This window comes from Streptomyces ipomoeae 91-03 (assembly GCF_000317595.1).
GTDB classification, from domain to species: domain Bacteria; phylum Actinomycetota; class Actinomycetes; order Streptomycetales; family Streptomycetaceae; genus Streptomyces; species Streptomyces ipomoeae.
Window position 1 is genome coordinate 1 of sequence record NZ_AEJC01000113.1, and the last position, 15,493, is coordinate 15,493.

Below are 15,493 nucleotides of genomic sequence, written 5' to 3' on the forward strand. Positions count from 1 at the left end.
ACCCGGCCTGACCGTCGAAGGGACCGGGAGGGGGCCGGGAGGGGACTGGGAGGGGACCGGCGGGGCTATGAGTCGGTCGCCGTCGGGTCCACCGTCGCCTGATGCGCCTCGGCGAGGTGTTCCTCCGCCTTCAGCCAGGGCAGGAACTGCGCCCCCTTGCGCCAGCCGCACGTATCGCATCTGATCGTGCGCTGTACTCCCGAGCGCCGCACCCGCACGGTGTGCTCCCGCCCGTGCTGGTCCCAGCGGGTCACCCTGCTCGTGTTGATCTCCAACATCACGTCTCCAGCCGACTCCGGTCGACGGTTCGATTCCTGTCCGTCTGGAGTGTGCAGGAACAACAACATCAACAGGGGAAATCCAAGGGGTTGTTGCAGGGGACATCGGGCGGTGCCCCGGCCGTTCAGCCCCGCAACCCCCGCACCACCAGATCCACGACCGCCTCGAACTGGGCCTCGATGTCCGGCTGTCGCCAGGCCGGGGCGTAGGCGGGGTCGTGGAAGCGGGCCGTGGCGTGGAAGACGGCTCGGGCGGCGGTGGCGGGGTCGGTGGCGGTGAAGAGGCCGGTGTCGACGCCGGACCGGACGATCTGGGTCAGCTGGCCGGTCAGGTCGGCGACGTGTTCGGTGACGGCCTCGACGTTCTCGCCGGTCAGCACCTGGTAGGTGGCGAACAGTTCGGGGTCGCCGTCGGCCTTGCGGCGCTTGGCCTCGAAGAGGATGGTCAGCCAGTCGCGCAGCCGGGTCTCGGGGTCGCGGTCCTCGGCGGTGGCCACCGCGGTCAGGGTCGCCGTCGTACGGTCCAGCCAGCGCCTGGTCACCGCCGCTCGCAGCGCCGCCTTCGTACGGAAGTGGCGGTAGACGCTCCCATGGCTGACGCCGAGCGCGCGGGCCACGTCGACCACGGTGGCCTTGGCCGGGCCGTGGCGACGCAGCACCTCCTCGGTCACTTCGAGGATGCGCTCGGCGGTCAGGGTCTCGGAGGTCGGTGCCATGGTGGGAACCGTACCCGGAGAACGGATCAGCGCTCGCTGTCGAGGTGTGCCATCTGGGCCTCCGGGTAGCGGTCGCCCGCCGCCGCGTCGGCCGGGACGGCCTCCTCGATCGCCGCCAGGTCGGACGCGTCCAGGGTCAGCTCCAGCGCGGCCAGCGCCTCCGTGAGGCGGTCGCGGGTGCGGGCGCCGATCAGCGGCACGATGGTCGTGTCGTGGCGCTGCCCCTGCGAGAGCACCCAGGCGATGGCGATCTGCGCGACCGACACCCCCTTCTGCTCGGCGATCTTCCGCAACCGCTCGACCAGATCCAGGTTGTGCCGGAGGTTCTCGCCCTGGAAGCGCGGCGAGCGCGCCCGGAAGTCGCTCGGGCCCAGCTGCCGGTCACGGGTGAAGTGACCCGAGATCAGGCCGCGGGACAGCACTCCGTACGCCGTGATCGCGATGCCCAGTTCACGGGTGGTCGGCAGGATCTCGGCCTCGATGCCGCGCGAGATGAGGGAGTACTCGATCTGCAGGTCCGCGATGGGGGCCGTGGCGGCGGCACGGCGGATCGTCTCCGCGCCGACCTCGCTCAGGCCGATGTGCCGTACGTACCCCTTCTCCACCAGCTCCGCGATCGCGCCGACCGTCTCCTCGATCGGCACGTCCGGGTCGACCCGCGCGATCCGGTAGACGTCGATGTGGTCCGTGCCGAGGCGCTGGAGCGAGTACGCGAGGAAGTTCCTCACCGCCGCCGGGCGGCCGTCGTACCCGCCCCAGGCTCCGTCCGGGCCGCGCAGTGCCCCGAACTTGACGCTGATCAGCGTCTGTTCCCGACGGGCCGCCGGCGCGGTGCGCAGGGCCTCGCCGATCAGCAGTTCATTGTGGCCCATGCCGTAGAAGTCGCCGGTGTCCAGCAGGGTCACGCCCGCTTCGAGCGCCGCGTGGATCGTCGCGATGGACTCGCCGCGATCGGCCTCGCCGTACAGCGCGGACATGCCCATGCAGCCGAGGCCGAGGGCGGAGACCTGGGGGCCGGTGGTTCCGAGGGATCGGGTGTGCATCGTCATGCGTCCACCATGACATGACAGATGACAGATTTCAATATCTGTCATCTGTCAGCCGGCGGCCGGGCTCCGCCCGCCGGACCACCGCCCTTGGACTCGACGCCGGCGATGTCGGCACCGGCACTGGAAGAGCCGCTCCCCGCCGGTCCGGAAGGACCGGACCCCGTTCCGGACGCCCCGGCCCCCGAACCGGACATGGACGCCGACGACGATGACGATCCGTCGAGCACCCCCGATCCGACCGCGCCCACCGTCCCGATCGCCACCGCCATGGTGAGTACGCCGATGACTGCCTGCTTGCGCATGTACGCCCCCGTGGAAGATGCGCGGCCCGCCCTCTGCGGGCCGTATGACCTCTCCTTCGGAGCGGCGGCGAGTCCCGGATTGGCGGGTCGTAGGAGAAATCTCCCGCAACTACGGAAGTTTCTGTGACGCTCCGTTGGACACCATTCATCCACCCTCGGAGAATGCGAGTTGTCGGCACGCGGGCCCCTGGGAGGGCGCATGGCCTTACGTATCGCCACCTTCAGCGCCGAGAACCTCTTCCGCCGACCGAAGGTGTTCCCCGGCCCTTCAGGGCCGGGGGGAATGCCCACTCCCGCGTAGCGGGGCAAGGAAAGAGCGATCACCTTCAGGGCGATTGGTCGTCTCCCTCCACGGTGGTGAGGGCGACCTCAAGCAGATGCAGGATCTCGGAGTTGAGGGACCGCCGGTCGGTCTCTGCTTGCGCGACCAGTCGGGCGTGAAGCTCATCAGGGAAGCGAACCGTAACTTTGACCATGCCGCCATCGTGCCACTATGGTGGCGGCATGTCACGTTTCCGGATGTACCCGACGCGCGAGCAGGAAGAGCAGATGCTCTTGCATTGCGCGCACGCCCGATACGTCTGGAACCTCGCCGTCGAGCAGCACTCGCACTGGCGCCAGTGGCGCAAGTCAGCGCCGGGTTTCGCCGAACAGTGCCGCCAGCTCACCGAGGCTCGGCGGGAAAGCGAGTGGCTGGGCGCGGGGAACGCGGACGTGCAGCAACAAGCTCTGAAGGACTTCGCCAAGGCCAAGAACGCCCGCTTCGCCTCCGGGTTCGGCGAGCCGACCTGGCGCAGGAAGTTCCGGCACGAGGGCTTCCGGGTCATCGGCACCGACCGCATACCCGAGTACAACGAAGACGGCTCGCCGAAGCTGAACGTCAAGACCGGCAGGCAGGTCATGCGGCGGTCCGTCGTCGTGCACAAGCTCAACCGCAGGTGGGCGCAGGTCAAGGTCCCTGGCTGCGGCTGGGTCCGTTTCCGCCTCAGCGCCAAGGGCAAGGGCGCGGCGCCGCCCGACGCGAAGACGTTCCGGGTCACCTTCCGTAACGGCCAGTGGCATATCGCCTTCGCCGTCATCCCCGAGCCGGCCCCCGCGCCCGGCACAGGCGAGGTCATCGGTATCGACCGGGGCGCGACGATCACGGCGGCCCTGTCGGACGGGCGCAAGCTGAACTGCCCGCGGCTCACCGTCAAGGAACGCGCCCAGATCCGCAAGCACGAGCGGCGCGCGGCACGGGCGAAGAAGAGCAGTCCCGAGAAAGCGGCCGAGTACGCCAAGGTCGCCAGACTCAAGGTGCGTGAGGCCAACCGGCGCAAGGACTGGTGCGAGAAGACCAGCACCATACTCGCCCACACCTACGACCTGGTGCGCTTCGAGAAACTGAACATCAAGAACATGACCCGCTCGGCGAAGGGAACCGTCGAGCAGCCCGGCAAGAACGTCGCCCAGAAGTCCGGCCTCAACCGAGCCATCCTCGCCCAGGGCTGGGGTCTTCTGCGGCAGCGCACCGAGCACAAGGCCCCCGGCCGGGTCGAGGACGTTCCCGCCCCGTACACCTCCCTGCGGTGCAGTGCCTGCGGATGGATCGACAAGAACTCGCGCAAGAGCCAAGCCGAGTTCGTCTGTTCCTCCTGCGGCTTCACCTGCAACGCGGACACCAACGCCAGTATCAACGTCGCGGCAGGACAGGGCGGGATCCCCCGCCCCCGGCGCTCAGCCGGTGCCGGAGGGACGACACCGCCCATGCGGTCCAAGAGCGTCCGTGAACCTCAGCCCATATGGGCTGGAATCCCCCTCTTTTAAGAGGGGGAGGATGTCAATTCAAGAGCAAGGGCTTCGGCCGCGCCGCCGAGAACGACAGACGCCGCAAGGCCCAGGCCCAGCGCGTCCGGGAGATCTACGAGGACGCCCTCGAACGCTCCTCACGGGTCGTGGTCGCCGGCGACCTGAACGACTCGATGGCCAGTGCCCCCATCAAGCTCCTCCTCGACACCGGCCTCCGCGAGGCCATGACCCACGAGAGCTACGGGACCGGCGCCCCGGGCACCCACGGCACCGGCAAACGCGACGAGCAGAAGCTCGACTGCCTCATGTTCTCCCCGCAGCTGTGGGACCGGGTGACGAACGTGGGCGTCGAACGCCGAGGAATCTGGGCCCCCCGAACCTTCGACTCCTTCACCACGGTCACCTCAAAGGTGAACCAGGCCTCGGACCACGCCGCCCTGTTCGCGGACCTGGACCTGTGAACAAACAGTTCCCCGGCCCCGTCAAGGGGCGCGGGGAACTGCGCGACCAGCCACAAACAACCCGCAGCCGGCCAATCACTCAAGCCGGGCGGGCGCGAACCCGCCCCACTTCACTTACGCGCCGATAAGCCGACCGGCGAGGTACGACTCGATCTGGTCCAGCGACACGCGTTCCTGCTTCATCGAGTCCCGCTCACGAACAGTCACGGCGTTGTCGTCCAGCGTGTCGAAGTCGACCGTGACGCAGTACGGCGTCCCGATCTCGTCCTGCCGCCGGTAACGGCGCCCGATCGCACCCGCGTCGTCGAACTCGATGTTCCAGTGCTGGCGCAGCGCGGCGGCGAGTCCCTTGGCCTTCGGGGACAGCTCGGGGTTGCGCGAGAGCGGAAGAACCGCCACCTTCACCGGGGCGATCCGGTGGTCGAGGCGGAGCACCGTCCGCTTCTCCAGCTTGCCCTTGGCGTTCGGCGCCTCGTCCTCGGTGTAGGCGTCGAGCAGGAAGGCCAGCATGGTGCGGCCGACACCGGCGGCGGGCTCGATGACGTACGGGGTGTAGCGCTCGCCGGCCTCCTGGTCGAAGTAGAAGAGGTCCTGGCCGGAGGCCTTGGAGTGGGCGGTGAGGTCGTAGTCGGTGCGGTTGGCGACGCCCTCCAGCTCACCCCACTCGCTGCCGCCGAACTGGAAGCGGTACTCGATGTCGGCGGTGCGCTTGGAGTAGTGGGAGAGCTTCTCCTGCGGGTGCTCGTACCAGCGCATGTTCTCTTCGCGCAGACCCAGGCCGGTGTACCAGTTCCACCGCTCCTGCATCCAGTACTCCTGCCACTTCTCGTCCTCGCCCGGCTTGACGAAGAACTCCATCTCCATCTGCTCGAACTCGCGGGTGCGGAAGATGAAGTTGCCGGGCGTGATCTCGTTGCGGAAGGACTTGCCCATCTGCGCGATGCCGAACGGCGGCTTGCGGCGCGAGGTGGTCTGCACCTGGGCGAAGTTGGTGAAGATGCCCTGGGCGGTCTCGGGACGCAGGTAGGCGATGGAGCCGGTGTCCTGGGTGGGGCCGAGGTGGGTGGAGAGCAGACCGGAGAACTGCTTGGGCTCGGTGAACTGGCCCTTGTTGCCGCAGTTGGGGCAGTTGATGTCGGCGAGGCCGTTCGCCGGGGCGTGGCCCTTCTTCTCCTCGTACGCCTCCTCCAGGTGGTCCGCGCGGAACCGCTTGTGGCAGGAGGTGCACTCGGTGAGCGGGTCGGAGAAGGTGGCGACGTGACCGGAGGCGACCCACACCTCGGAGGCCAGGATGACGGACGAGTCGATGCCGACCACGTCCTCGCGCGACGTCACCATGTAGCGCCACCACTGGCGCTTGATGTTCTCCTTGAGCTCGACACCCAGCGGTCCGTAGTCCCAGGCGGCGCGCTGACCGCCGTAGATCTCGCTGCAGGGGAATACGAAGCCACGGCGCTTGCTCAGGCTGACGATGGTGTCGATCTTGTCGGCGGCCACGGTGCTCTCTTCATTACGACGACGGGCGACGAAGCGGTGCGCTCTGGGGGAAGCGGATGCGCTTCAGAGCGAATGCTTCAGGTTACCGGCGGAGGCTCCCCTTCAATCAAATCGGTTCGCACGCAGACCGGTACATAGGCCTTACCCAGGGCTTACCCACCGGCTTGTTGACAATCGTTTCCAGACAAGATGAAAATGACTGTCATGAACGTAGTGGTACGACGACGACTCCTGATACCCGCGGCGGCGACCGCGGTCGCCGCCCTCAGCCTCACCACCCTCTCGGCCTGCTCCAGCGACAGCGCCGCCGCGGGCAACACGGACAAGTTCGACGTCGTCGCGTCGTTCTACCCGATGGCCTTCCTCGCCGAGCAGATCGGCGGGAAGTACGTGAACGTCACCAGTCTCACCCAGCCCGGCCAGGAACCGCACGACCTGGAGATCAGCGCCAAGCAGACCGCGCAGCTCCAGGAGTCGGACGCGGTCCTCTACCTCAAGGGTCTGCAGCCCTCCGTCGACGACGCCGTCGGCCAGTCCGAGATCAAGACGAAGATCGACGCCGCCACGCTGACCTCCCTGGAGGAGCACGGCAACGAGGTCGGCGGCCACGCGGCCGAGCACGACGACGAGCACGGCGAGGAGGAGTCCGGCAAGGACCCCCACATCTGGCTCGACCCCGTGAAGTACGCCGAGGTCGCCAAGGGAGTGGGCGCCGCCTTCGAGAAGGCCGATCCGGACCACGCCTCCACGTACAAGACGAACACCGAGATGCTGGTCGAGAAGCTGGGCGCGCTGAACGACCAGTTCGTCAACGGGCTGAAGAACACCGACACCAAGGTCTTCATCACCACTCACGCCGCCTTCGGCTACCTCGCCGAGCGCTACGGCCTCACCGAGGAGGCCATCTCCGGCCTCGACCCCGAGTCCGAGCCCAGTGCCGCGCGGGTCAAGGAACTTGAGAAGATGGCCAAGGCCGACGGCGTCAGCACGGTGTTCTACGAGACGCTCGTCAGCGACAAGACCGCGAAGACCATCGCCGCAGACGCCGGACTGAAGACGGACGTCCTCGACCCGATCGAGGGCATCACCGAGAAGTCGCGCGGCAAGGACTACTTCTCGGTGCAGGAAGCCAATCTCAAGGCCCTCCAGGCAGCCCTGGGAGCCAAGTGACCTTGTTCGACCCGTGGAGGAAGCAGGCATGACCGAGCCCGTCATCTCGCTGCGCGGCGTCCGCGCCGAACTGGGCTCGCGCACCGTCCTGCGCGGCATCGACCTCACCGTGCGCCACGGTGAGGTCGTCGCGCTGCTCGGCGCCAACGGCTCCGGCAAGTCCACGGCCGTCCGCACGGTGATCGGCCAGGTGCCGGCCGTCGCCGGCGACATCGAACTGTTCGACACCCCCCGGCACCGCTTCCGCGACTGGCGGCGCGTGGGCTACGTACCGCAGCGCACGACGGCCGCGGGCGGCGTCCCGGCGACGGTCACCGAGGTGGTGGCCTCGGGCCGGCTCTCCCGCACCCGCTTCGGCATCCTGCGCAAGGCGGACCACGAGGCGATCCGCCGGGCCATCGACCTCGTGGGCCTCACCGACCGCGCCAAGGACTCGGTGAACGCCCTCTCCGGCGGCCAGCACCAGCGCGTCCTTATCGCCCGCGCCCTCGCCTGCGAACCCGAACTGCTGATCATGGACGAGCCGATGGCGGGCGTCGACCTGGCCAGCCAGGAGGTGCTGGCCGAGACACTGCGCGGGCAGGTCGAGCGCGGTACGACGATCCTGCTGGTCCTGCACGAACTGGGCCCGCTGGAGCCCTTGATCGACCGCGCGGTGGTGCTCCGCGACGGCTGCGTCGCGCACGACGGGCCGCCCCCGAAGGCCGTCGGCCAGCACGCCCTGCCCGGCCACGACCACGTCCACCCGCACGCGGCCCCGGGCACCGAGCCCGTCCGCACCGGTCTGCTGAGCTGAGAAGGCGATCACGATGGAATTCCTGAACTACGCCTTCATGCAGCGGGCCCTGCTCGCCGCCGTCCTCGTCGGCATCACCGCCCCCGCGATCGGCATCTACCTCGTCCAGCGCCGCCAGGCCCTCATGGGCGACGGCATCGGCCATGTCGCCATGACCGGCGTCGGCCTCGGCTTCATGCTCTCCTGGTCGCCGGTGTGGATGGCGACGCTGGTGTCCGTACTGGGCGCGGTCCTGATGGAGCTGATCCGCTGGTACGGCAAGACGCGCGGCGACATCGCGCTCGCCATGCTCTTCTACGGCGGCATGGCGGGCGGTGTGATGCTCATCAACCTCGCGCCCGGCGGCACCAACGCCAACCTGATGTCCTTCCTCTTCGGCTCGCTGTCGACCGTGTCGCAGGAGGACATCACCGCGATCTGCGTCCTCGCCGCGTTCGTGATCGTGATGACGCTGGCGCTGCGCCGACAGCTGTTCGCGGTGAGCCAGGACGAGGAGTTCGCGCGGGTCACCGGGCTGCCGGTACGCGCGCTGAACCTGCTGACGGCGGTCACGGCGGCCGTGACCGTGACGGTCGCCATGCGCGTCGTCGGACTGCTGCTGGTGTCCGCGCTGATGGTGGTGCCGGTGGCGGCGGCACAGCAACTGACCCGCGGTTTCGCGGCGACCTTCGCGATCGCCGTGGCCATCGGCGTGTCCGTGACCATCGGCGGCACGATCACCTCGTACTACGAGGACGTACCGCCCGGCGCGACGATCGTGCTGCTCGCCATCGCCGCGTTCATGGTGTTGACGGCGTTGGCTTCGCCGCTGGCCAGGCGCCGTGCGAGGGCGCTGGAGGCGGTGTCCGGCGACCCGACGGAGTGCGTGATCCCGGAAGCCGGCGCGCCCAGGGTGGACGCCGGGGCGGAGGAGAGGGTTCCGGCCAGCCGGGGTTCCTCCGACGGGGTCGGCGTCTGACTCGGGTCTGGCCGGGCTGGCACAATGGCCCGGCAAGACCGCGACGTGAGGAGGCAAGGTGACGACCGCCGGACCCGTAAGAGGTCGTTCCACTCGGCAGCGGGCAGCCGTGGCTGCGGCCCTCGACGAGGTCGACGAGTTCCGCAGCGCGCAGGAGCTCCACGACATGCTCAAGCACCGAGGCGACTCCGTCGGGCTCACCACGGTGTACCGCACGTTGCAGTCCCTTGCCGACGCCGGTGAAGTCGATGTGCTGCGCACCTCCGACGGCGAGTCCGTGTACCGGCGGTGCTCCACCGGAGAGCACCACCACCACCTGGTGTGCCGGGTGTGCGGCAAGGCCGTCGAGGTCGAGGGACCGGCGGTGGAGAAGTGGGCCGACGCGATCGCGGCGGAGCACGGCTATGTGAACGTGGCGCACACGGTGGAGATCTTCGGTACGTGCGCGGACTGCGCGAACGCCTCCGGCGACTGAGCGGGGGTTGCTCGCGCCCACGCGGCGGAGCCGCAAATCGACACAGCCCCGCGCCCCTGAAGGGGCGCGGGGAACTGCGCGAGCAACCACACACAAGGGGGGCTTCCGGAGGTCAGGGCTTCTGGTGGCCCTCCATGGCCAGGAGTTCCTCATTGGGGATGGCGCCGCCGAAGCGGCGGTCGCGGGAGGCGAACTCCACACACGCCCGCCACAGGTCCCGCCGATCGAAGTCCGGCCACAGCACGTCCTGGAACACCATCTCGGCGTAGGCACTCTGCCAGAGCAGATAGTTGGACGTGCGCTGCTCACCACTGGGGCGCAGAAACAGGTCGACGTCCGGCATGTCGGGGTAGTAGAGGTACTTCGCGAACGTCTTCTCATTGACCTTGGACGGGTCGAGCCGTCCGGCACGGATGTCCTCGGCCAGTGCCTGCGCCGCGTCGGCGATCTCGGCACGACCCCCGTAGTTCATGCAGAAGTACAGGGTGAGCCGGTCGTTGCCCTTGGTCTGCTCCTGGGCGACCTGGAGCTCCTTGGCGACCGACTTCCACAGCTTGGGCATCCGGCCCACCCAGCGCACCCGGATGCCGAGCTCGTCGAGCTGGTCACGGGTCTTGCGGATGAAGTCGCGGTTGAAGTTCATCAGGAAGCGGACCTCGTCGGGTGAACGCTTCCAGTTCTCGGTGGAGAAGGCGTAGAGGGAGATGTTGCGGACGCCGATCTCCACGGCGCCCTGGAGGACGTCGAGGACGCGCTCGGCGCCGACCTTGTGGCCCTCGGTGCGGGGCAGACCGCGCTCCTTGGCCCAGCGGCCGTTGCCGTCCATGACGATCGCCACGTGTTCGGGGACCAGTTCGCCGGGGAGCTTGGGCGCGCGGGCGCCGGACGGGTGCGGCGTCGGCGTGCTGTACTCGCGGCGCTGGCGTCCCAGGATCCCGCGTACCACCATGTGCTTCTCGTCTCCTCGCTGAGCAGCGCGCCCGGGCGGTGCGCCTGCCGGCCGGTGCTCCCGGCCTGTCGTCCTGCTTGTCCGCTTACTTCTCTACTTGCTTCTCTACGTATTACTTCTCTACGTAACGCAGGGAGCGCAGCCCGCGCTCCAGATGCCAGTGCAGGTACGCGGAGACCAGTCCGCTCCCCTCCCTGACGTACCGCGGCTCGCACGCGTCCGCGGTCTCCCAGTCTCCCGTCAGCAGCGCGCCGAGGAGTTCCAGGGCCTGCGCAGAGGGTACGACGCTGCCGGGCACCCGGCAGTCCACGCAGACGGAGCCGCCGGCCGCGACCGAGAAGAACCGGTTCGGGCCGGGCAGGCCGCACTTGGCGCAGTCGCTGAAACTGGGGGCGTAGCCGTTGACGGCGAGCGAGCGGAGCAGGAAGGCGTCGAGAACGAGATGCGGCGCGTGCTCGCCGCGCGCGAGGGTGCGCAGCCCGCCGACGAGCAACAGGTACTGCTGCACGGCGGGCTCACCCTCGTGGTCGGTGAACCGCTCGGCCGTCTCCAGCATGGCCGTCCCGGCGGTGTAGCGGGCGTAGTCGCTGACGATGCCGCCGCCGTACGGAGCGATCGTCTCGCTCTGCGTGCACAGCGGCAGCCCCCGCCCGATCAGTTCGCCGCCCCGCGCGAAGAACTGCACGTCCACATGCGAGAAGGGTTCGAGCCGGGCGCCGAACTTGGACTTGGTCCGCCGCACACCACGGGCCACGGCCCGCACCCGCCCATGCCCCCGGGTGAGCAGGGTGATGATCCGGTCCGCTTCTCCCAGCTTCTGGGTGCGCAGCACGATGCCGTCGTCGCGGAACAGGCTCATGGGTTCATTCTCGCCTACGGCGGCCACCACCCGGACACCTTCGGGGGACCGGGCGCCTTCAAGGGCCGTCGCCGCGGACACCTTCAAGGGACCTCGCCGCGGCTGCGGGCGTTCTCGTACGCCGTGGCCGCGCGCAGCCGCTCTATCGTGGTCGCCGGTCGTACGGCCTCGGGGGCGCAGTCCCACTCCTTGCCCCCGCCGACCGGTCTCAGCTGGATGTAGGGGCCGACGTGTCCCATGACCCGGCCGACCTTCCCGGTGCGGGTGTCGACCGCGTACGTTCCGACCGCCGGCCGCTTCCCGTTTCCGTTGCCGCTCATCGCGGGGCCGCCACCGCGATTCCGGCCCCCGCGACCGCCCGCCGCGGTTCCGCCGCCGTTTCCTGCACCGCTTCCTCCGCCTCTTCGGCGCACCGCGCCGAGTCCCGTCCCCCGAGCCATCTCCAACTGACCCCACGGTGCTCCCCCCGCCCACCGAATTTCACGCTTCGCATCTCCTCGGTGACCTTCTGTGCCTAGACTCGGCAGGAGTCTGTCCTGTCCGGGCGCGGGAGCGCACTCGGCGGCCATTACCGGCGGGATGGCCGCACGAAATCCTCACAGATGCCCCACAGCAGGTTCCGAAATCTCCGCGCGGCGCACTTAGAATGCCCTCCGGTTCCCCCGTTTTCCGGCAACTCTCCGGCGCATCACGCGCCCTGGGAAACCACTCGGCGTGCATGAGCGTCGAACGTTGCGTGAGCAACCGCTGTCCCAGCGGTCCGACGGCACGGAAGATGGGTCCCGTGGAGCTGGAATTCCGACTGCTCGGTCCGGTCGAGGCGTGGCACGCGGGCAGACCTGTGCGGCTGGGCGGGCCGAAGCCGAGGGCGTTGCTGGCCGTGCTGCTGCTGCGGGCCGGGCAGGTGGTGCCCGCGGATGCGCTGGTGGACGTCATCTGGGGGGACGACCCCCCGGACACCGCGCGGGCCCTCGTGCAGACCTATGTGTCGGCGCTGCGGCGGGCCCTGCCCGACGAGGCCGCGGAGGCGATCGAGACCCGGCCGCCGGGGTATCTGATGCGGCCCGGGGTCGGACGGGTCGACCTGGCCGAGTTCGAGAGGCTGACGGCACAGGGGCGCCAGGCCGCCGCGGCCGGGGATCACGACGGCGCCGCCCGGCTGCTGCGCGCGGCGCTGGAGCTGTGGCGCGGCCCCGCGCTCGGCGGCGTCGGGGAGGCCCTGCGGGGTGAGGCCGTACGGCTGGAGGAGGCCCGGCAGGCGGCCCTGGAGGAGCGTCTGGCCGCCGAGTTGGAGGCCGGCGGCCGGGAGGCGGAGCTGGTCACCGAGCTCACCGCGCTGGTCGGCGCGCATCCGACGCGGGAGCGGCTGCGCGGGCAACTGATGCTCGGGCTCTACCGGTTGGGGCGGCAGGCGGACGCGCTGGCCGTGTACGCCGAGGGGCGGGCCGTGCTCGCCGAGGAACTGGGCCTCGATCCGGGACCGGAACTGAACCGCCTGTACGAGGCCATCCTGCGCGCCGATCCCACCCTGCTGGCATCCGCCGCCGCTCCCGCGCCCCGGGACAAGGCCGGCGTTCCGCGAACCGTGTCCCTGCTCCCGCCCGCCATCGGGGACTTCACCGGGCGGGAGGAGGAACTGGCCGCTGTCGTCGCCGGGTTGACCGGCGAACGGGAGGCGATGCCCGTCGTGGTGGTGTCGGGGACCGCCGGGGTCGGGAAGTCCGCGCTCGCCGTGCAGGCCGCGCACCGGCTGGCGGGCGAGTATCCCGACGGCCAGCTCTACGCCGAACTGCACGGCTTCAGCGAGCCCGTACCGCCCGCCGAGGTACTGGGCCGGCTGCTGCGGGCGCTCGGCGCGGACCCGCCGGAGGACACGGCCGAGCGCGGCGATCTGTTCCGGAGCCTGGTCGCCGGGCGGCGGATTCTGCTGGTCCTGGACGACGCGGGCGGCGAGGCGCAGATACGGCCCCTGCTGCCGGGCAGCGCCACCTGCGGGGTGCTGGTCACCTCGCGGGCCCGGCTCGGCGGCCTGGTCGGGGCCCGTCGTACCGACCTCGACGTCCTGGACCACGTACGGGGACTGGAGCTGCTGACCAGGGTCACGGGGCCGGAGCGGACCCCGGACGATCCGCGCGAGGTGGCCGCCGCGCGGCGGATCGTCCAGCTGTGCGGCGGACTGCCGCTGGCCCTGCGCATCGCGGGCGCGCGCCTCGCGACCCGGCGGCACTGGACGCCCAGCGTCCTCGCCGAGCGCCTGGCCGACGAGCACCGCCGTCTCGACGAGCTCGCCGTGGGCGACCTGGAGGTACGGGCGGGCCTCGGCCTCAGCTACCGGGCCCTGGACGAGTCCGCCCGCCGGGTACTGCGCCGCATCGCCACGCTCGGCTCCGCCGACGTCGCCGTCTGGACGGTGGCCGCCCTCGCCGACACCACCGAGGACGAGGCCGAGGAGATCCTGGAACGCCTCCTGGACGCCCAGCTGACCGACTGCCCCGGCACCGACCAGGTGGGCCAGCCCCGCTACCGCCTGCACGACCTCGTACGCGTCTACGCGGCCGAGCGCGCGGAGACCGAGGACCCACCGGAGGACCGCACGGCGGCGGTGGGCCGCGCCTTGGCGGCGGGGCTGTGGCTGATGGACCGGGTGACGGAGGAGGCGCCGTCGGGTGCGGTGATTCTGCGGCAGGGCTTCGACAGGGAACATCGCGAAGGGCCGGCGCATCGCCATGGGCCCGGGGCAGCCGCGCCCCTGAAGGGGCGCGGGGCCGATACAGGTGCGACTCCGCCGCGTGGGCGCGATCAACCACAACCGACCGACAGCCGCGAACCAGCCGAATCCCCCACCCCGGTAGGCGAACGAACAACCCACCGCGCCCTCTCAGACCCCTTCTCCTGGTTCGACACGGAAGCGGACACCCTCACCTCGGCGGTGGAGCGAGCCGCAGCCATGGGCCTCCACACCCTCGCCTGCGAGGCCGCCGCCGCGCTGTGCTCCTCCTCGTTCGCCATAAAGAACCGTTTCGACGCCTGGTGGCGCAGCCACGACGCCGCGCTGGCCGCCGCCCGCCGCGCGGAGGACCGCTCGGGCGAGGCCCTGCTGATCATCGGCCTGGGTCAACTCCGTTACGAGCAGGACCGCATAGCCGAGGCCCAGGAGTACTTCCGTACGGCGGAGCGGATCTGCACGGAACTCGGCGATGTACGCGGCCGTTCCGCCGCGCTCGCCGGACTCGGCAGCGCCTGCCGCGAGGTGGGTGAACTGCGCGCCGCCGAGCGGGCGTTGGCCGAGGCCGCCGAGGGCTTCCGGCAGGTCGGCGACGACACCGGGATCGGGGTGGCCTGCCGGTACGGCGGCTCCGTACGCCTGGAACTCGGCGACCAGGAAGGGGCGTTGCCCCTGCTCGACGAGTCGCTGGCGGCGTACCGGCGGCTCGGCAGCCGGCGCGGCGAGGCGCTGGCGCTGCGCACGCTCAGCATGGTGCACCGTTCCCTCGGCGCGTACGAGGAGGCCGCGCGCACGGCCGAGCAGGCGCTGGAGATCCTGCGCTCCCTCGGCGACCCGCACATGGCGGCGTACGCCCTGCGGGCCCGGGCCAAGGCCCGGCTGCGGCTCGGGTACACGCGGGAGGCGGAGAAGGAGCTGCGCGAGATCCTCGACGTCTGCCGGGTCCACGAGGACCGCTTCGGCGAGGCCCTGACGTTGCGGACGCTCGGCGAGTGCGCGTTCGCCGAGGGCCGCCTGGCGGACGCGGACCGGCTCCTGACCGACTCCGCCGCCCTCTGGGGCGTCCTCGCCCTCCCCCTCCCCCGCGCCCGAGCCCTGCGCAACCTCTCCGCCGTACGCGCCGCCCTCGGTGACGCGGAGGGCGCCGCGGCGCTGCGGGCGGAGGCCATGGAGGTGTTCACGGCGTGCGAGGCACGCGAACGGTACGAGCCGTGGCCTGACTGAAACCCGCTTACGGCGGACTTGCAGAGAACTTCCAGCGGAGTGCGCCATTCTCGTTGTTCTCGGGGGAACAACGGATCGGCCGGGCGACCACCGCCCGGCCGGTCGGCCCACCGGAGCGCGCGGGGGACGGACCGGTGGGAACGTGACAACAGTGGGATCGGAACAGCAGGACGGGCCGGGCGGGTCGGGGGAACGCCCGGTGCCGGGCCACAGACCACCACTCAAGGGGGGAAGCCCCCGGGGAGG

16 protein-coding genes are annotated in these 15,493 nt (G+C 70.2%); 7 read left to right on the top strand and 9 right to left on the bottom strand.

Annotated elements, in window-relative coordinates:
* Window positions 1-65 precede the first annotated feature (65 nt).
* The 5 genes from STRIP9103_RS07465 to STRIP9103_RS07480 all read right to left on the bottom strand — a co-directional run bounded on the left by STRIP9103_RS07465 (window position 66) and on the right by STRIP9103_RS07480 (window position 2,821).
* Window positions 66-278 carry a hypothetical protein gene (locus STRIP9103_RS07465; RefSeq protein ID WP_009302489.1) on the bottom strand — a complete coding sequence of 71 codons (213 nt, stop codon included), beginning with the start codon at window positions 276-278 and terminating at the stop codon, window positions 66-68.
* A gap of 125 nt (window positions 279-403) precedes the next feature.
* A complete protein-coding gene (locus STRIP9103_RS07470; RefSeq protein WP_009302472.1) occupies window positions 404-994 on the bottom strand; it encodes a TetR family transcriptional regulator in 591 nt (196 codons plus the stop codon).
* 26 nt (window positions 995-1,020) lie between these two features.
* Complete coding sequence (locus tag STRIP9103_RS07475; RefSeq protein WP_048819876.1) at window positions 1,021-2,043, bottom strand: aldo/keto reductase; 1,023 nt, start codon at window positions 2,041-2,043, stop codon at window positions 1,021-1,023.
* Between the two features lie 41 nt (window positions 2,044-2,084).
* Complete coding sequence (locus STRIP9103_RS49810; protein WP_009302459.1) at window positions 2,085-2,345, bottom strand: hypothetical protein; 261 nt, start codon at window positions 2,343-2,345, stop codon at window positions 2,085-2,087.
* A gap of 326 nt (window positions 2,346-2,671) precedes the next feature.
* Window positions 2,672-2,821: an Arc family DNA-binding protein gene (locus STRIP9103_RS07480; RefSeq protein ID WP_009302491.1), complete on the bottom strand. Its 150-nt coding sequence runs from the start codon at window positions 2,819-2,821 to the stop codon at window positions 2,672-2,674.
* Between the two features lie 28 nt (window positions 2,822-2,849).
* On the opposite strand from STRIP9103_RS07480, the gene STRIP9103_RS07485 reads away from it, so the two are divergent.
* Both STRIP9103_RS07485 and STRIP9103_RS07490 read left to right on the top strand, forming a co-directional pair.
* Window positions 2,850-4,151, top strand: coding sequence for an RNA-guided endonuclease InsQ/TnpB family protein (locus tag STRIP9103_RS07485; protein ID WP_048819877.1), 1,302 nt, complete (start codon window positions 2,850-2,852; stop codon window positions 4,149-4,151).
* A complete protein-coding gene (locus STRIP9103_RS07490; RefSeq protein WP_009302439.1) occupies window positions 4,127-4,594 on the top strand; it encodes an endonuclease/exonuclease/phosphatase family protein in 468 nt (155 codons plus the stop codon). Before STRIP9103_RS07485 ends, STRIP9103_RS07490 begins: the two co-directional genes overlap by 25 nt.
* A gap of 114 nt (window positions 4,595-4,708) precedes the next feature.
* Here the strand turns inward: STRIP9103_RS07490 and STRIP9103_RS07495 are convergent, their stop codons facing one another.
* Entirely contained in the window at window positions 4,709-6,091 is a 1,383-nt protein-coding gene (locus tag STRIP9103_RS07495) for a glycine--tRNA ligase (protein ID WP_009302482.1), read from the bottom strand.
* A gap of 204 nt (window positions 6,092-6,295) precedes the next feature.
* Here STRIP9103_RS07495 and STRIP9103_RS07500 point away from each other — a divergent pair, with 204 nt between their 5' ends.
* The 4 genes from STRIP9103_RS07500 to STRIP9103_RS07515 are packed head-to-tail and all read left to right on the top strand — an operon-like array spanning window position 6,296 to window position 9,490.
* Window positions 6,296-7,261 carry a metal ABC transporter substrate-binding protein gene (locus STRIP9103_RS07500; protein WP_009302442.1) on the top strand — a complete coding sequence of 322 codons (966 nt, stop codon included), beginning with the start codon at window positions 6,296-6,298 and terminating at the stop codon, window positions 7,259-7,261.
* A 28-nt stretch (window positions 7,262-7,289) separates the two neighbouring features.
* Complete coding sequence (locus tag STRIP9103_RS07505) at window positions 7,290-8,057, top strand: metal ABC transporter ATP-binding protein (protein WP_009302448.1); 768 nt, start codon at window positions 7,290-7,292, stop codon at window positions 8,055-8,057.
* A 13-nt stretch (window positions 8,058-8,070) separates the two neighbouring features.
* A complete protein-coding gene (locus tag STRIP9103_RS07510; RefSeq protein ID WP_009302498.1) occupies window positions 8,071-9,015 on the top strand; it encodes a metal ABC transporter permease in 945 nt (314 codons plus the stop codon).
* A gap of 58 nt (window positions 9,016-9,073) precedes the next feature.
* Complete coding sequence (locus STRIP9103_RS07515) at window positions 9,074-9,490, top strand: Fur family transcriptional regulator (RefSeq protein WP_009302435.1); 417 nt, start codon at window positions 9,074-9,076, stop codon at window positions 9,488-9,490.
* A gap of 112 nt (window positions 9,491-9,602) precedes the next feature.
* On the opposite strand, the gene STRIP9103_RS07520 is transcribed toward STRIP9103_RS07515, so the two are convergent.
* The 3 genes from STRIP9103_RS07520 to STRIP9103_RS07530 form a co-directional block, all read right to left on the bottom strand.
* Window positions 9,603-10,439, bottom strand: coding sequence for an isoprenyl transferase (locus STRIP9103_RS07520; protein WP_009302488.1), 837 nt, complete (start codon window positions 10,437-10,439; stop codon window positions 9,603-9,605).
* Between the two features lie 112 nt (window positions 10,440-10,551).
* Entirely contained in the window at window positions 10,552-11,298 is a 747-nt protein-coding gene (gene recO / locus STRIP9103_RS07525; RefSeq protein ID WP_048819878.1) for a DNA repair protein RecO, read from the bottom strand.
* Between the two features lie 83 nt (window positions 11,299-11,381).
* The gene (locus tag STRIP9103_RS07530) at window positions 11,382-11,618 is read right to left on the bottom strand and encodes a hypothetical protein (protein ID WP_009302483.1); all 237 of its coding nucleotides are present in this window, start codon (window positions 11,616-11,618) and stop codon (window positions 11,382-11,384) included.
* 455 nt (window positions 11,619-12,073) lie between these two features.
* On the opposite strand from STRIP9103_RS07530, the gene STRIP9103_RS07535 reads away from it, so the two are divergent.
* Complete coding sequence (locus tag STRIP9103_RS07535; protein ID WP_408995638.1) at window positions 12,074-15,247, top strand: AfsR/SARP family transcriptional regulator; 3,174 nt, start codon at window positions 12,074-12,076, stop codon at window positions 15,245-15,247.
* Window positions 15,248-15,493 lie beyond the last annotated feature (246 nt).

Excerpts from the sequence above, each read along its gene's own strand:
- STRIP9103_RS07465 (WP_009302489.1), bottom strand. The coding sequence starts at position 278 with ATGTTGGAGATCAACACGAGCAGGGTGACCCGCTGGGACCAGCACGGG.
- STRIP9103_RS07470 (WP_009302472.1), bottom strand. The coding sequence starts at position 994 with ATGGCACCGACCTCCGAGACCCTGACCGCCGAGCGCATCCTCGAAGTG.
- STRIP9103_RS07475 (WP_048819876.1), bottom strand. The coding sequence starts at position 2,043 with ATGACGATGCACACCCGATCCCTCGGAACCACCGGCCCCCAGGTCTCC.
- STRIP9103_RS49810 (WP_009302459.1), bottom strand. The coding sequence starts at position 2,345 with ATGCGCAAGCAGGCAGTCATCGGCGTACTCACCATGGCGGTGGCGATC.
- STRIP9103_RS07480 (WP_009302491.1), bottom strand. The coding sequence starts at position 2,821 with ATGGTCAAAGTTACGGTTCGCTTCCCTGATGAGCTTCACGCCCGACTG.
- STRIP9103_RS07485 (WP_048819877.1), top strand. The coding sequence starts at position 2,850 with ATGTCACGTTTCCGGATGTACCCGACGCGCGAGCAGGAAGAGCAGATG.
- STRIP9103_RS07490 (WP_009302439.1), top strand. The coding sequence starts at position 4,127 with ATGGGCTGGAATCCCCCTCTTTTAAGAGGGGGAGGATGTCAATTCAAG.
- STRIP9103_RS07500 (WP_009302442.1), top strand. The coding sequence starts at position 6,296 with ATGAACGTAGTGGTACGACGACGACTCCTGATACCCGCGGCGGCGACC.
- STRIP9103_RS07505 (WP_009302448.1), top strand. The coding sequence starts at position 7,290 with ATGACCGAGCCCGTCATCTCGCTGCGCGGCGTCCGCGCCGAACTGGGC.
- STRIP9103_RS07510 (WP_009302498.1), top strand. The coding sequence starts at position 8,071 with ATGGAATTCCTGAACTACGCCTTCATGCAGCGGGCCCTGCTCGCCGCC.
- STRIP9103_RS07520 (WP_009302488.1), bottom strand. The coding sequence starts at position 10,439 with ATGGTGGTACGCGGGATCCTGGGACGCCAGCGCCGCGAGTACAGCACG.
- recO (WP_048819878.1), bottom strand. The coding sequence starts at position 11,298 with ATGAGCCTGTTCCGCGACGACGGCATCGTGCTGCGCACCCAGAAGCTG.
- STRIP9103_RS07530 (WP_009302483.1), bottom strand. The coding sequence starts at position 11,618 with ATGAGCGGCAACGGAAACGGGAAGCGGCCGGCGGTCGGAACGTACGCG.
- STRIP9103_RS07535 (WP_408995638.1), top strand. The coding sequence starts at position 12,074 with ATGGGTCCCGTGGAGCTGGAATTCCGACTGCTCGGTCCGGTCGAGGCG.